Here is a 13,168-nt window from a genome sequence, read left to right as displayed (position 1 = left end):
ACCTGCCGGTCTGATGGCTCAGGGGGCCGGATTGGGGTATTGCTGATGAATATCGGCAATGCCCTGTCGCAACTCATCGGTAAGCTCGACGTGAACGCTGTCGATATTTTCCTTGAGCTGCTCCAGGCTGGTGGCACCAATCAGATTGCTGGTAACAAAGGGCCGGGTATTCACAAAAGCCTGAGCCAGCTGTGTGGGGGTAAGGCCATGTTCTTTGGCCAGGGCCACATAGGCACTGGTGGCGGCCCGTGAGCTGGCACCGTTGTAGCGCTGAAAGCGGCTGTAACGGGTCAGCCGGGCTCCTTCGGGCTGAGCACCGTGTTCATATTTTCCGGTGAGCATGCCAAAGGCCAGCGGCGAGTAAGCCAGCAGTCCTACCTGCTCACGCAGGGAAAACTCCGACAGGCCCACTTCATAGGTGCGGTTAAGCAGGTTGTAGGGATTCTGAATGCCCTGAATGCGCGGATAACCGTGGCGCTCGGCTTCCAGCAGAAACCGATGCACGCCCCAGGGCGTTTCGTTAGAGAGGCCGATATGGCGGATTTTGCCCGCTTTTACCAGCTCATCCAGCACCGCCAGAGTCTCGGCAATGGGCACGGTATCGGCATCACTTTCACTCAGCTGCTCAAAGCCGAGCTGACCAAACATATTGGTCTGACGGTCGGGCCAGTGCAGCTGATAGAAGTCGATATAATCGGTTTGCAGCCGGCGCAGGCTGTCGTCTAGGGCACTGACAATATTGGCCCGGTCAAGCATGGGCTTGCCGTCACGAAAGTAGGATGGGCGCTTGGGATCGTGGGCCCGGCCCACCACCTTGGTGGCCAGCACCACCTTGTCGCGGTTGCCCCGGGCGGCCAGCCAGTTTCCTATCATGGTTTCGGTGGCGCCCTGGGTGTGTTCACGGGGCGGAATGGGATAGAGCTCGGCGGTGTCGATAAGATTGACGCCATGATCCAGTGCCATGTCGAGCTGAGCATGCGCCTCGGGCTCATTGTTCTGTTCGCCCCAGGTCATGGTGCCCAGGCCAATCAGGCTGACATCAATATCGGTGTTACCCAGTTTTCTGTACTGCATTGCGCTCCCCACAGTTTGCTTCTGTTTTGGCAACAGGATACCAGCAAAATGTGCGGAAGATCACGGCCCCCCTTCGGGGAGCGAATTGCCCGGGATAAACCCGGGCCTGCAAACTACCTGCTTTCAGACGGTACCAGTGTTGCTCGAAGCAGCAGTGGGGATTGCCGGAGCCGACCGTCAAATGTCATGGATGACATTTGCCGAGCGTCACATGGATGTGCTTGAAGCGTGTCGGCGGAGTGCAACCGCACTGATGCTTCCTGCTTCCCAGTCCCTATTCCCTTGCTCTTAAGCCCCAATAACACCGCCGTCTTCGCGGGTGATGACCATCACGCTGGAGCGGGGAGTGCGGTTACCGCCAAAGGGGAAGTGCGATTTGGCCAGCTTTTCACCCGGGTGCTGTACGCCCACAAACAGGGTGCGCTGATCCGGAGTAAAGGCCAGGCCGGTGATCTCGCAGGCCACCGGGCCGGTAAGAAAGCGCCGGATTTCGCCGGTGTCGGGGTCGGCGCACAGCATCTGGTTATTGCCCTGACCGGCAAAATCACCGCTGTTGGAGTAGTTGCCGTCTGTCTGGATCCACAGCCGGCCGCCTTTATCAAAGCCGATGCCGTCTGGGCTGTTGAACATATTGTCGGCGGTAATATTGGCCGAGCCGGCATAGAGGTTGCCCTGGTGTACTGTGGGATTGCCCGCCAGCACAAACAGATCCCAGTCAAAGCCGGCAGCGGTGTGCTGGCCGTTTTCCGGACGCCAGCGCACTATCTGGCCATAGTGGTTTTCGGCACGGGGGTTGGGGCCGTCAACCGGCTGATTGTCTTTGATACCGCGGTTCTTGTTGTTGGTCAGAGTACAGAACACCACCGGCTCGCTGGGGTGAGCAGCCACCCACCTGAGTGGCAGCCAGGCGGGCATGGATCAGCACCTCGGCCTGGCTGGCAAAGCCGTTTTCCGGCGTCAGACCGTTTTTGCCAAAGCTCAGCTCAAGCCACTCGCCTTTGCCCTTGAGCTCACCGCCTTCACCTTCATGAAATTTGGCCACATACAGGGTGCCTTCATCCAGCAGATTGCGGTTGGCCGCCATATCGTCAGGGTTATATTTGCCTTTGCTGACAAAACGGTACAGGTGCTCGCCGCGCTCATCATCGCCCATATACACCACCAGGTGGCCGCTGTCGGCCACCACCAGCTCGGCGTTTTCGTGCTTGAAACGGCCCAGAGCGGTGCGCTTCACCGGCATGGATTCGGGATTGTGCGGATCAATTTCCACTATCCAGCCAAAGCGGTTGGGCTCATTGGGATTTTCGGCCAGATCAAAGCGGGCATCGTGCTGATGCCACTGCCAGCGGCCACCCTCGGCACTGATGCCGTAGCGGGCCATGGCGGCCGGAATCTCGCCGTTGCCGGTATGGCCGAAATAGCCGTGAAAGTTTTCTTCACAGGTGAGGTAGGTGCCCCAGGGGGTCATGCCGTTGGCACAGTTGTTAAAGGTGCCCAGAGCCTGCTTGCCCTTGGCATCGGCGGCGGTTTTCAGCAGCGCGTGGCCGCTGGCAGGGCCACTGATGGCCATGGGCGTGTTGGCATCGATACGGCGGTTGTATTTGCCGTCTTTTACCAGCTGCCAGCGGCCGTCTTCTTTTTTCAGGGTCAGCACAGACACGCCATGGGCCGCCTGAGCATACTTAACATCTTCGGCGCTCATGTTGTCGCCCTGATGGGGGAACATGATTTCGTAATTACAGTATTCGTTATTTACCGCCAGAATGGCGTTGTTATCGTCGATGGCAAAGAAGCTCATGCCGTCGTTGTTGTCACCAAACTGACCGGTCTGGGCCTGAGCGTTATTATCGCTATCGCTGAACTCGGGCACAGAGCCAAACAGGGTGTCACCCCAGGAGATCAGTCGTTCTGCCTTATAGCCTTTGGGCACAATAAAGGCGTCTTCGGTGCTGGCGGCAACCGGCTCAAAGCCCATCAGGGGGCTGCTTTGAGTAGCGGCGGCGACCGCCCGGGACAAGGGCGAGACGGTAAAGAAGGCGGCGGCACTCAACGCCGCGGCACCGCCCAGAAAGCGACGGCGGCTCAGGCTTTTTTCTACCAGTTGAGTAAATTCGGGTGTTTGCTCACGGGAGTGACTCGACATTGTATTTTTCCTTTGCTCACAGCAGGTTAATAATATTACCGAGTATGCTGACGAGCCGTGGTGACAGTGTGATAACAATAATATGACAGTGTGGTGACGTGTAATGCAAAAAGGGCTGCCGAATGGCAGCCCTTTGCGTGTGCTTAATCGTCCCAGTCATCGTCATCCCAGTCACGGCGGTGCTTGCGCTTATGCTTATAGTAGTGCTTGCGCTTGCCATGATAGTGATGATGCACCTCGCGGTGGCCGTCACCGGAGCGGGCACCCAGAGCCGAGCCTGCCGCACCGCCTACACCGGCACCGATCAGCTGGCCGCTGTCACCACCGACATTTTTACCAAGAGCGGCACCACCAAGGGCACCCACGGCACCGCCCAGGGCGGCTTCGTTCTTGTTGCCCCGGTTGGCAGTGGCGGCACCGCCGGCAGCCCCACCCAATGCAGCACCCACCAGGGCACCGGTGTCACCACCCATCTGTTTGCCCAGCAGGGCACCAGCTACACCGCCGGCACCACCACCAATAATGGTATTGAGCGACTCGCCGGCCGTGGCCGTATTGATGCCAATCAGCATCGGCAACATCATGATTGCACAGGTCTTTTTAAGCATGGCTGTCTCACTCAGCAGTTAAAACTGATAAGCAAGATAGCGGCTTTTTGTAGGAAGGGAAGGTGTGCCGGCAAGACCGGGGCTGGTATCGTTTGAGTTTTATTTCTGTTTAAGTATTTGTATTTATTAGCTATTTTTGTATTTTTCTGCTGAGGTGGCGACCAAAGCTGACCGACAGGTCCTGACCCATGCTTACCGGTTGGCTACCCACACCAGGGCGCGCAGGGCGTTCTGACCGTAGCGGGCCAGCCTGTCAAAGCGGGTGCGGGCAATGGGCAGATATTGTTTGTCTACCGGACTTTCACCGGCGGATTCGTCAATATCCGGGTCGTGAATATAAACAAACTCTTTGTCCATGTCGCACACCAGCACCCAGTGCGGTGCCTTGCGCCCGTCCAGATGATAGGTGCTGATCAGCACCAGCGGCAGCCGGCCCTCACTCAGGCCCTGCTCCAGCTGCTCAATAGTAAAGTGCTCATAGCGGGGCGCAATGCCTGCTTCGGCCAGATTGGCCAGAAACTGCCGGTGCACCCGCTCCAGCACCTGTTTTTTCTCGAGGCTGCGCACACTGTTGACGAACAGGGGGCCGTCCTGGTTCAGCATCAGCTCCACCGCAAAGCCACGTTTGTGGGCCGCCAGCGCCAGACCGTGAGGGCCGCAGCCGCCGTGACCCTGAGTCATGAAAATGGTGGTGGCCTCGCGCCACAGTTGTAACTCCAGATCCGGCTCTGCCTTATGGCTCGGATCCAGACTGCTCAGTGCCATCATCAGGGAGGCGGGCCCGCAGGTGAATTCCGTGGTCTGGCGGTAATAGGGCACGGTGCGGCTGCCCGTCAGCGGGTGGTAATGGTGAATGCGCTTCTGGTAACGCAGAGCGCTTTCATGATCTTCGTAATAGTCGTGATAAATGCCGAACTGCCGGTAGCCCAGCTGCTGATAGAGGTTCTGCGCTGCTGTGTTGTCGGTACGCACTTCCAGCCGCATAAAGACGGCCCTGTGTTCACGGGCAGCAACTTCGGCAGCGTCAAGCAGGGCACGGCCCAGCCCCATGCCTCTGGCATCGGGAGAGACGGCAATGGAGTAGATGCGCGCCAGCTGAGTGTTGCGGCGAAACAGCACCAGTACATAGCCCAGCAGGGCAGTGTCTTGCTCGGCGACCAGCAGCACATCTTGCGGGTGGTCGATAAAGCGTAAAAAGCTGCGCCGGCTCACTTTGTCCTGCTCAAAACAACGGGATTCAAGAGCCAGCAGAGCGGTGAGATCGGAACGCAGGGCAGGGCGAATAACAGGCGCAGACATAAGGCACTCGGAGCAGGAGAGGCGTGCTTCAACATACGATAATTTTTGGCTCGCGGCGAGAAAATTTCACTGCATTCACGGCCGATTGAACTTAGAGTAGGACGCATAACAACGGTTTGTAGAGCAAGGGAATTTTCAATGACACAACTGGTTCTGGTGGTAGACGAACTGAGCGCCTGGGCACCTTATTTTCCCAGTGAAAACCTGGTGGATTTTCAGACCTACCTGAAACAGCCGCCGGTAAAAAATGCGCCGCGAACCCGGGTAATTAATCTGTGCCGCACCGGCAAGTATCTGTCCAACGGGTATTACTGCTCGCTGCTGGCGGAAGCCCGGGGGCAGCATGTGATCCCTTCTGTGTCTACCCTGAATAACCTGCGTAACAAGGGGCTGTTTGCCTTTGGCTTTAACGGTGTGTCGGAAGCGCTGGATGCGCATTATGGTGAGCCCGGCACCGGCACAAAAATAAAGGTAAAAAGCTGTTTTGGTCAAAGCGCCGTGCCCGGGCTGGAAGGCCTGTGCCGGGAGCTGTTTGAGCGGCTGCCCTGTCCTATTTTGGAGCTGACCTTCAAGCGTCGCAGCCGCTGGGAGCTGAGCGGTCTGGCGACCCTGTCACCGGCAGAGCTGAGCGGGCAGGAAGAAGATCAGTTTGCCGATGCCCTCGACAAGTATTCCCGCATTATCTGGCGCAAGCCCCGCTCTGCCAAACGCTATCGCTATGATCTGGCGGTGCTGGTGAACCCCAATGAAGCCCTGCCGCCCTCCGATGCCGGCGCACTCAAGCGCTTTGAGCGGGCCGGCGAGCGGGCCGGTGTGAATGTGGAGCTGATCACCCGCAAAGACTATCAGCGGCTGGCGGAATATGACGGCCTCTTTATTCGCGAGACCACCGCCATCGATCATCATACCTTTCGCTTTGCCCAGAAGGCGGAGCACGAAGGTCTGGTGGTGATTGACTCGCCTACCTCCATATTGCGCTGTGCCAACAAGATTTTTCTGGCGGAAAGCTTTGCCAAGCACGGGGTGCCCACGCCCAAAACCCTGATGGTAAACCCGAAGCAGAAAGACGCCGCCCAGTGGCTTGAAAGTGAGCTGGGGTATCCTTTGGTACTGAAAATTCCCGACGGGGCGTTTTCACGGGGCGTGTACCGGGTGGCGGATCGGGAGCAACTGGCCGAAACCCTGACCAAGCTGCGTAATGCTTCTGCGCTGGTGCTGGCTCAGGAGTATTTCTTTACCGAGTTTGACTGGCGCATTGGCGTGCTTAACCATCAGCCCATTTTTGCCTGCAAGTATTTTATGGTGAAAGGGCACTGGCAAATCTACCGTCATAACGACGGCAAGGAAGCCGACTCCGGCGGCTTTGTCACTCTGCCCACCCATGAGGCACCGCCCATGGTAATTAACGCCGCCCTCAAGGCGGTCAAGCCCATTGGCGATGGTCTTTATGGCGTGGACATCAAGGAAGGCAAGGGCCGGGTGGCGGTAATAGAGGTAAACGACAACCCCAATATTGACCATGGGGTGGAAGACGTGTTTCTGAAAGACCGGCTCTACGACATGGTAATAGAAGATTTTGTGCGCCGGTTTGAAAAAGACAGAGAGGCCGTCGCGGCCCGAAAAAGCCGGCGCGACGGCCGTTAGGCTTATAAAAAGCTGGTTTCGCCCCGCCTGAGCGGATCCGGCTTGGGCTCGCCGTTGGCACTAAAGTCCAGTGAGGCGGAGTTCAGGCAATAGCGCAGCCCGGTGGGCGGCGGGCCGTCGGGGAACACATGACCCAGATGGCTGTCGCAGCGGGCGCAGCGGATCTCTACCCGGCGCATGCCGTGGCTCATGTCGGCCAGCTCGCGAATATGATCCGGATGGTAGGGCGCATAAAAGCTGGGCCAGCCGGATCCCGACTCGAACTTGCAGGCGGAAGAAAACAGCGGCAGGGCACACAGCCGGCAGAAATAGCTGCCTTCTTCATGATTATCGAGCAGGCCGCCGCAAAAGGGCGGCTCTGTGCCCTGGCTCAGCAGAATGCGGCGCTCTTCAGGGCTGAGCTGCTCCGCCAGCGCCTGCAGCTGGGTTTCGCTCGGCGGAGAAAGATCATAAGGGCTGGGAGTCTGGGCCATGGTCAGATGTCCTTTTTCAACCTGTGTTTGTAGTAATGATGCACCTTGGCCACCTTGGGCTGAGCCACGGCGGCAATGTAGGGCTGATTGGGGTTGCGGGCGGCATAGTCCTGATGATGGTCTTCTGCCGGATAGAAAATATCCAATGGCTCCAGGCTGGTAACAATGGGCTGGTTAAAAGCGCCCGCCTGCTCCAGCTGCGCAATATAGACTTCTGCCAGATCCCGCTCCTGCTCGTCCTGCCAGAAAATGGCCGAACGATACTGAGTGCCGGTGTCGTTGCCCTGGCGGTTAAGCTGGGTGGGGTCGTGGGCGATGCCAAAGAAGACCTTCAGCAGGGTGCCCGGACCGATAAGGGCGCTGTCATAACTGATTTTAATGGCTTCGGCATGCTTGGTGGTGCCGGTGCAGACAGCGTCATAGTTGGCGTCTTGCGCCTCACCGCCGGCATAGCCGGAGAGCACATCAATCACGCCGTCGAGCTGGCGGTAAACGGCCTCTGTGCACCAGAAACAGCCGCCGGCCAGCGTAATGCTGCGCTCGCCGGTGTTGCGAAAGGCGCTGTCGTCAATATCGGGAAAATCGCTGGGCAGCAGACCCAGAACCTCGTTACTCATGGGGTTCTCCTTGTTGAACTGTCGTCTACGTTACCATAGCCAAAGGTCGGGGCAAGGCTCACTGTTGCGTGAGCGCGCATCCTGTTAATCTTGGCACCTTTATTGTTTTGAGTCCTGCATATCATGGAACTGGATTTACTGACCCTGGGGCTGCTGGCGCTGGCAGCGCTGCTGGCAGGCTTTATTGATGCTATTGCCGGTGGCGGCGGCCTGATTACCGTGCCGGCGCTGCTGGCCACCGGCATGCCGCCCACCATGGCACTGGCCACCAACAAGCTGCAGAGCTGCTTTGGCTCCTTTTCGGCCTCGTTTTACTATTTTCGCCGCGGCCTGATTGACTGGGGCAATATGAAGTGGGCCATTGGCTGTACCTTTGTAGGCAGCATGCTGGGCACCCTGCTGGTGCAGCGCATAGATGCCTCCATACTGGAAAAGATATTGCCGTTTTTGCTGGCGGCCTTTGCCCTGTATTTTCTGTTTTCACCCAGCGTCGGCGATGAAGACCGAAGCCGCCGCCTGAGCATTATTCCCTTTGCCCTGATAGTGGGCACAGGTGTGGGCTTTTATGACGGCTTTTTCGGCCCGGGCACCGGCTCCTTTTTTGCACTGGGCTTTATCGCTCTGGCGGGTTACAGCATGGGCAAGGCCACGGCGCACACCAAGGTGCTGAACTTCACCTCCAATATTGCCTCGCTGCTGTTTTTTATACTGGGCGGCCAGGTGGTGTGGATTGCCGGTCTGGCCATGGCCGGCGGCCAGTTTCTGGGTGCCCGTCTTGGCTCCAATATGGTGGTGACCAAAGGCACCCGCATTATTCGCCCCATGCTGGTGACGGTATCACTGATCATGTCGGCGCGGCTGCTGTGGCAGCAATATCCGCAGCTGTTCAGCTGGGTGGGCTGAGGTGAGCAAAGCGCTGCAGGGACTGCTGGGCCGCCAGCAGCTTCGCTACCGGCGCTGGCTGCTGGCTCTGGTGCTGGTGCTGCTGGGAGCCGTGTTGCTCAGTTTGCAGTCCGGCGCCGTGGGCGTGGGGCTGGATGTGCTGTGGCGGCCGGTGTCGGCGCTGGAGCAGCAGGTGTTCTGGCAGTTGCGCCTGCCGCGCACCCTGCTGGCGGTGCTGGTAGGGGCCAGTCTGGCGCTGTGCGGTGCGGTGCTGCAGGTGTTGCTGCATAACCCGCTGGCGGAGCCGGGCCTGATTGGCATTTCCAGCGGTGCCAGTCTGGCGGCAGTGTTAACCCTGTCGCTGGCGGGCTGGCTGGGCTGGCAGCTGCCCCACTGGGGGGTATCGCTGGCGGCCTTTGCCGGGGCTCTGGTGGTGACTGTGCTGCTGTTGCTGCTGGCCCGCCGCCGGCTGGGCCAGAGTGGCCTGTTGCTGTTTGGTGTGGCGGTGGGCATTTTTGCCAATGCCATTCTCACCTGGCTTCTGTATCTGGCCGACGACGCTTCCATGCGTACCTTTCTGTTCTGGATGATGGGCAGCCTGGGTTATGGTCAGCGGCTGTCCTGGGGCTGGTGGATCCCGGCTATTGTGGCGCTGCTGTGGCTGGTGCGTCAGGGCCGGCGGCTGGATCTGCTGGCGCTGGGTGAACAGCAGGCCCGTTTGCTGGGGCTGAATGCTCAAGCTTTGCGGCCAAAACTGGTACTGGCGGTGTGCCTGCTCACCGCCTTCAGTGTGGCCATGGCGGGGGTGATTGGCTTTGTGGGGCTGGTGGTGCCGCATTTGCTGCGCTTGCTGGCCGGTGGCCGCCAGCGCTTTTTGCTGCCGGCCTCGGCCCTGGCCGGCGCGGCCCTGCTGGTGCTGGCGGATGTGCTGGCGCGCCAGACGCTGATCACCGGTGAGCTGCCCATCGGGGCCGTGACCTCCACGCTGGGAGCACCTGTCTTTGTCTGGTTACTGGTAAAACGCCATGCTGACGCTTGATAAATTAACCGTTGAACACAGAGTCGGGCCGGTGAGCGGACGGCTGGCGGCCGGTCGCCTGACCTTGCTGGTGGGGCCCAATGGCAGCGGCAAGTCCAGCCTGTTGCTGGCCGCCGCCGGCCTTGTTACCGCTGAAGGTCATGTGCGGCTGAATGGCGAACTGCTGGACACACTGGATCTGGCGGAGCTGGCGCGGCGGCGGGCCATGCTGGTGCAGCACTCTGTGCTGCCGGCAGGATTAAAAGGTTATGAGCTGCTGGCGCTGGGGGTGCAGGGCGAAGTGAGCGAGGCCGCCTGTGAAGAAATGGCGCGGCTGAGTGCTTATCTCAAGCTGGACACTCTGTATGGTCGTTCTTTGCTGGCGCTGTCCGGCGGTGAGCAGCAACGCCTGCTGATCGCCAAAACCCTGCTGCAGGTGTCGCCGGCGCTGAATCCGGAGGCGCAGTTGTTATTGCTGGATGAGCCGCTGGCGGGCCTGGACTGGCAGCACCAGCTGGCCACCCTGCGGCTGTTGCGCCACTATGCGGAGCAGGGCCTGACGGTGGTGGCTTCCATTCACGATATCAACCTGGCCGCCCAGTTTGGCGACGATATCTGGTGCCTGCACAAGGGCCAACTGGTCGCCAGCGGTGGCCCCGAGGTGCTCACCCCAACGCTGGTAGCCGAAGTGTTTGAGGTGAAAGTTAGGTTGCTGGAGCAGGACGGGCAACGGTTGCTTTTACCTGAAATGACAGGGATTGGGGACTCGGGAATAGGGACTGGATAACCACCGCGCTTTCCGTGCATTTTGCGTTGGGATTCGCGTTGCTCATCCCAACCTACGGGCACTTCAAGCATCCAGCTTTTCGCTTCCCGCTTTCAGCTCTCCGCAGGGGTCGCCTGATACAGCCGCTCCAGCACTTGCTCGCTGTCGTTCCAGCCGAGGCAGGCGTCGGTAATGCTTTGGCCGAATACCAACGGCTGGCCTGGCTCTGCGTTCTGCTTGCCTGCTTCAATAAAGCTTTCAATCATGACACCGGCAATATGGCGGCTGCCGTTTTCCAGCTGGCGGGCGATGTTTTCTGCAACCTCTATCTGGCGCTGATGCTGCTTTTGGCTGTTGCCATGGCTTAAGTCCACCACCAGCCTGGGGGGCAGACCCAGAGCACTGAGCTGGCTTGCGGCGTCATTGATGCTCTGAGCATCATAGTTGGGCGTTTTGCCGCCCCGCAAAATCACATGGCCGTAGGGGTTGCCGTCAGTCTGGTAGATGCTCATTTGGCCGTGCTTGTCGGGAGAGCCGAAAATATGGCCATGAGCTGCAGCGCGCACCGCATCCAGGGCAATCTGAATATTGCCGTCTGTGCCGTTTTTGAACCCCACCGGGCAGGATAGCGCCGAGGCCATTTCACGGTGCACCTGAGACTCTGTGGTGCGCGCGCCTATGGCCCCCCAGCTGATCAGATCGGCAATATACTGGCCGGTCACCATATCCAGAAACTCGGTGGCGGTGGGCAGGCCCAGGGCGTTAATGTCGCACAGCAGCTTGCGCGCCAGCGCCAGGCCGGTGTTCACATCAAAGCTGCCGTCAAGATTTGGGTCGTTAATCAGGCCTTTCCAGCCCACTATGGTGCGTGGCTTTTCAAAATAAGTACGCATCACAATGCACAGTTTGTCGGCGTAGCGGGCGTTAAGCCCGGCCAGCCGCTCGGCGTAAGCCAGCGCCGCCGCCGGGTCGTGAATGGAGCAGGGGCCGACAATCACCAGCAGCTTGTGGCTTTGGCCGGTAAGAATGGCTTCAATCTCGGCGCGGGCTCGAGTGACCGTATTGGCCATGGCATCGGTCAGCGGGTAACGTTCGCTCAGCTGGTGCGGAGTGATCAGCGTGGACAGCGGGCGGCTGCGCAGTTCGTCGGTAGGAGTGGGCATGGTAGGGCCTGCTTGAATAATCGCGTGCAACAGCACAATGCCCTTAACATAACCAAAAGCCGTGGCAGGGAAAACCACGGCTTTAAAATTTTATGCGATTAATGGGTTTTCCGGGCTTAGCTGAAACGCTGACCTGAGATAGCCGGATGGTAAATAGGCTGGATCACATTGCCGGCAGGATCGGTAATATGAAAGCTGCGGGCACCGTCTCTGTGATCGTGGGGCTGATCCAGCATGGTCACGCCCTTGGCCTTGAAGAACTTGAACCATTGTTCCAGCTCTTCCTTGGTGTCGACGATAAAGCCGAAGTGATCCATGCTCTGCACGCCGCTGGCGGGCAGGTCGGAACGGCCGAGAGACAGATTGTCGTTGCCGCAGGTGAGGTACACCAGGTTATCGCTGGCGCGGTTCAGGATCTCCATGCCCATGATCTCGGTGTAGAACTGGACGCACTCTTCCAGATTGGGCATGGTAAAAGCGATATGGCGCATGCCGTTAAAACGACCGGGTCTTTCCATTGCTGGGCTCCTTGGAACTCGTACTGATATTTGTGTACTATTTGTTGAATTTACTTAAACAATTGGAGTTTACAATGTATTCAATTATTGTCAAAACCAAGCTGAAACCGGGCACCACTCAGGCTTTTCTTGACGCCATGCTGCCCAACGCCGCTGCGTCCGTGCGCGACGAGCCCGGCTGCCATACCTTTGATGTGCTGCAGGACAGAGCCGATCCCGAGCTGTTCTGGCTCTATGAAATCTATCAGGACGAAGCGGCCCTGGCGGCCCACAAGGAAACCCCGCACTACAAGGCCAGCCGCGCCGTAGTGACCGATCTGATTGCCGAGCAGTCGGTGATCCGTGCCGACGTGCTGGCGGTGAACCCGGAGCGTTAAGTGCATGGGTATCATGGCCCGGCTGGCGGACTGGCACATTACCCCGCCGCTGATTGAACACCCGCCGCTGCACACCTGTGACGATGCCGACCGCCTGCTGGTGAACCGGCCCGGCACCCGGCTGAAAAACCTGTTTCTGCGGGACAATTATGGTCGTAAACACGCGCTTTTGCTGACCCCGCCTGACAAGCAGGTGGATCTCAAGGCGCTGTCTCGCCAGCAGGGCTGGTCGCGGCTGGGGTTTGCCTCGGCCGAGCGGCTGGACCGTTATCTGGGCGTGGCCCCTGGCCATGTATCCGTGCTGGCGCTGGTGAATGATGCGCAGCAGCAGGTGGAGCTGTGGCTGGATGAAGACTTGCGAGACGGCGACGACTTTCACTGCCATCCGTTGCGCAACACCGCCACCGTGCTGCTGAGCCGCAGCGATTTATTGCACTTTACCGAACAAACCGGCCACACTCCGCTCTGGCTGCCGGTGCCTTGTTTGTAAGAGACTGGGGAACAGGGATTGGCGGTGTTGCCTGTAGGCCCCAATTTATTGGGGCAAACCGTGCATTATGTGGCACTGCTGCCCGGTTAAAACCGG

General features: G+C 59.0%; 13 protein-coding genes and 1 pseudogene. 6 read left to right on the top strand and 8 right to left on the bottom strand.

The window, feature by feature from the left end; genetic code table 11:
* Window positions 1-18 precede the first annotated feature (18 nt).
* From R0I78_RS06540 to R0I78_RS06525, 4 genes and pseudogenes are all read right to left on the bottom strand, one after another.
* Window positions 19-1,074, bottom strand: coding sequence for an NADP(H)-dependent aldo-keto reductase (locus R0I78_RS06540; protein ID WP_317074744.1), 1,056 nt, complete (start codon window positions 1,072-1,074; stop codon window positions 19-21).
* 288 nt (window positions 1,075-1,362) lie between these two features.
* Window positions 1,363-3,049: pseudogene (locus R0I78_RS06535) on the bottom strand (PhoX family protein).
* 311 nt (window positions 3,050-3,360) lie between these two features.
* Window positions 3,361-3,825 (bottom strand): hypothetical protein, encoded by a 465-nt coding sequence (locus R0I78_RS06530; RefSeq protein ID WP_410506570.1) that lies wholly within the window; start codon window positions 3,823-3,825, stop codon window positions 3,361-3,363.
* A gap of 192 nt (window positions 3,826-4,017) precedes the next feature.
* Entirely contained in the window at window positions 4,018-5,124 is a 1,107-nt protein-coding gene (locus R0I78_RS06525) for a GNAT family N-acetyltransferase/peptidase C39 family protein (RefSeq protein WP_317074743.1), read from the bottom strand.
* 138 nt (window positions 5,125-5,262) lie between these two features.
* On the opposite strand from R0I78_RS06525, the gene R0I78_RS06520 reads away from it, so the two are divergent.
* Window positions 5,263-6,768, top strand: coding sequence for a RimK family protein (locus R0I78_RS06520; protein ID WP_317074742.1), 1,506 nt, complete (start codon window positions 5,263-5,265; stop codon window positions 6,766-6,768).
* Between the two features lie 2 nt (window positions 6,769-6,770).
* On the opposite strand, the gene msrB is transcribed toward R0I78_RS06520, so the two are convergent.
* Window positions 6,771-7,241: a peptide-methionine (R)-S-oxide reductase MsrB gene (gene msrB / locus R0I78_RS06515; RefSeq protein WP_317074741.1), complete on the bottom strand. Its 471-nt coding sequence runs from the start codon at window positions 7,239-7,241 to the stop codon at window positions 6,771-6,773.
* 2 nt (window positions 7,242-7,243) lie between these two features.
* Window positions 7,244-7,858, bottom strand: a complete 615-nt coding sequence (gene msrA, locus R0I78_RS06510) for a peptide-methionine (S)-S-oxide reductase MsrA (protein ID WP_317074740.1) — start codon at window positions 7,856-7,858, stop codon at window positions 7,244-7,246.
* Window positions 7,859-7,981: 123 nt separating this feature from the next.
* Between msrA and R0I78_RS06505 the strand changes: the two genes are divergently transcribed.
* The 3 genes from R0I78_RS06505 to R0I78_RS06495 are packed head-to-tail and all read left to right on the top strand — an operon-like array spanning window position 7,982 to window position 10,545.
* Window positions 7,982-8,761, top strand: a complete 780-nt coding sequence (locus R0I78_RS06505; RefSeq protein ID WP_317074739.1) for a TSUP family transporter — start codon at window positions 7,982-7,984, stop codon at window positions 8,759-8,761.
* Window position 8,762: 1 nt separating this feature from the next.
* Window positions 8,763-9,779 carry a vitamin B12 ABC transporter permease BtuC gene (btuC, locus tag R0I78_RS06500; RefSeq protein WP_317074738.1) on the top strand — a complete coding sequence of 339 codons (1,017 nt, stop codon included), beginning with the start codon at window positions 8,763-8,765 and terminating at the stop codon, window positions 9,777-9,779.
* Window positions 9,766-10,545: an ATP-binding cassette domain-containing protein gene (locus R0I78_RS06495; RefSeq protein WP_317074737.1), complete on the top strand. Its 780-nt coding sequence runs from the start codon at window positions 9,766-9,768 to the stop codon at window positions 10,543-10,545. The genes btuC and R0I78_RS06495 overlap by 14 nt, the downstream gene beginning before the upstream one ends.
* 92 nt (window positions 10,546-10,637) lie before the next feature.
* Here the strand turns inward: R0I78_RS06495 and R0I78_RS06490 are convergent, their stop codons facing one another.
* Both R0I78_RS06490 and R0I78_RS06485 read right to left on the bottom strand, forming a co-directional pair.
* Window positions 10,638-11,687, bottom strand: a complete 1,050-nt coding sequence (locus tag R0I78_RS06490) for a 3-deoxy-7-phosphoheptulonate synthase (RefSeq protein ID WP_317074736.1) — start codon at window positions 11,685-11,687, stop codon at window positions 10,638-10,640.
* A gap of 116 nt (window positions 11,688-11,803) precedes the next feature.
* A complete protein-coding gene (locus tag R0I78_RS06485) occupies window positions 11,804-12,205 on the bottom strand; it encodes a VOC family protein (protein WP_317074735.1) in 402 nt (133 codons plus the stop codon).
* Window positions 12,206-12,279: 74 nt separating this feature from the next.
* Here R0I78_RS06485 and R0I78_RS06480 point away from each other — a divergent pair, with 74 nt between their 5' ends.
* Window positions 12,280-12,582 (top strand): putative quinol monooxygenase, encoded by a 303-nt coding sequence (locus R0I78_RS06480; protein ID WP_019934093.1) that lies wholly within the window; start codon window positions 12,280-12,282, stop codon window positions 12,580-12,582.
* Window positions 12,583-12,586: 4 nt separating this feature from the next.
* A complete protein-coding gene (locus R0I78_RS06475) occupies window positions 12,587-13,072 on the top strand; it encodes a prolyl-tRNA synthetase associated domain-containing protein (RefSeq protein WP_317074734.1) in 486 nt (161 codons plus the stop codon).
* Window positions 13,073-13,168: the final 96 nt, after the last annotated feature.

Source organism: Oceanimonas sp. CAM02 (assembly GCF_032842915.1).
Taxonomy (GTDB): domain Bacteria; phylum Pseudomonadota; class Gammaproteobacteria; order Enterobacterales; family Aeromonadaceae; genus Oceanimonas; species Oceanimonas smirnovii.
The sequence above is the reverse complement of the archived record's forward strand: the minus strand, read 5'-3'. Positions and strand labels throughout refer to the sequence as shown.

What these genes read in the sequence shown, in the direction of transcription:
- R0I78_RS06520 (WP_317074742.1), top strand. Translation starts at nt 5,263, where the DNA reads ATGACACAACTGGTTCTGGTGGTAGACGAACTGAGCGCCTGGGCACCT.
- R0I78_RS06480 (WP_019934093.1), top strand. Translation starts at nt 12,280, where the DNA reads ATGTATTCAATTATTGTCAAAACCAAGCTGAAACCGGGCACCACTCAG.
- msrB (WP_317074741.1), bottom strand. Translation starts at nt 7,241, where the DNA reads ATGGCCCAGACTCCCAGCCCTTATGATCTTTCTCCGCCGAGCGAAACC.
- R0I78_RS06505 (WP_317074739.1), top strand. Translation starts at nt 7,982, where the DNA reads ATGGAACTGGATTTACTGACCCTGGGGCTGCTGGCGCTGGCAGCGCTG.
- R0I78_RS06475 (WP_317074734.1), top strand. Translation starts at nt 12,587, where the DNA reads ATGGGTATCATGGCCCGGCTGGCGGACTGGCACATTACCCCGCCGCTG.
- R0I78_RS06540 (WP_317074744.1), bottom strand. Translation starts at nt 1,074, where the DNA reads ATGCAGTACAGAAAACTGGGTAACACCGATATTGATGTCAGCCTGATT.
- R0I78_RS06490 (WP_317074736.1), bottom strand. Translation starts at nt 11,687, where the DNA reads ATGCCCACTCCTACCGACGAACTGCGCAGCCGCCCGCTGTCCACGCTG.
- R0I78_RS06525 (WP_317074743.1), bottom strand. Translation starts at nt 5,124, where the DNA reads ATGTCTGCGCCTGTTATTCGCCCTGCCCTGCGTTCCGATCTCACCGCT.
- R0I78_RS06530 (WP_410506570.1), bottom strand. Translation starts at nt 3,825, where the DNA reads ATGCTTAAAAAGACCTGTGCAATCATGATGTTGCCGATGCTGATTGGC.
- msrA (WP_317074740.1), bottom strand. Translation starts at nt 7,858, where the DNA reads ATGAGTAACGAGGTTCTGGGTCTGCTGCCCAGCGATTTTCCCGATATT.
- R0I78_RS06495 (WP_317074737.1), top strand. Translation starts at nt 9,766, where the DNA reads ATGCTGACGCTTGATAAATTAACCGTTGAACACAGAGTCGGGCCGGTG.
- R0I78_RS06485 (WP_317074735.1), bottom strand. Translation starts at nt 12,205, where the DNA reads ATGGAAAGACCCGGTCGTTTTAACGGCATGCGCCATATCGCTTTTACC.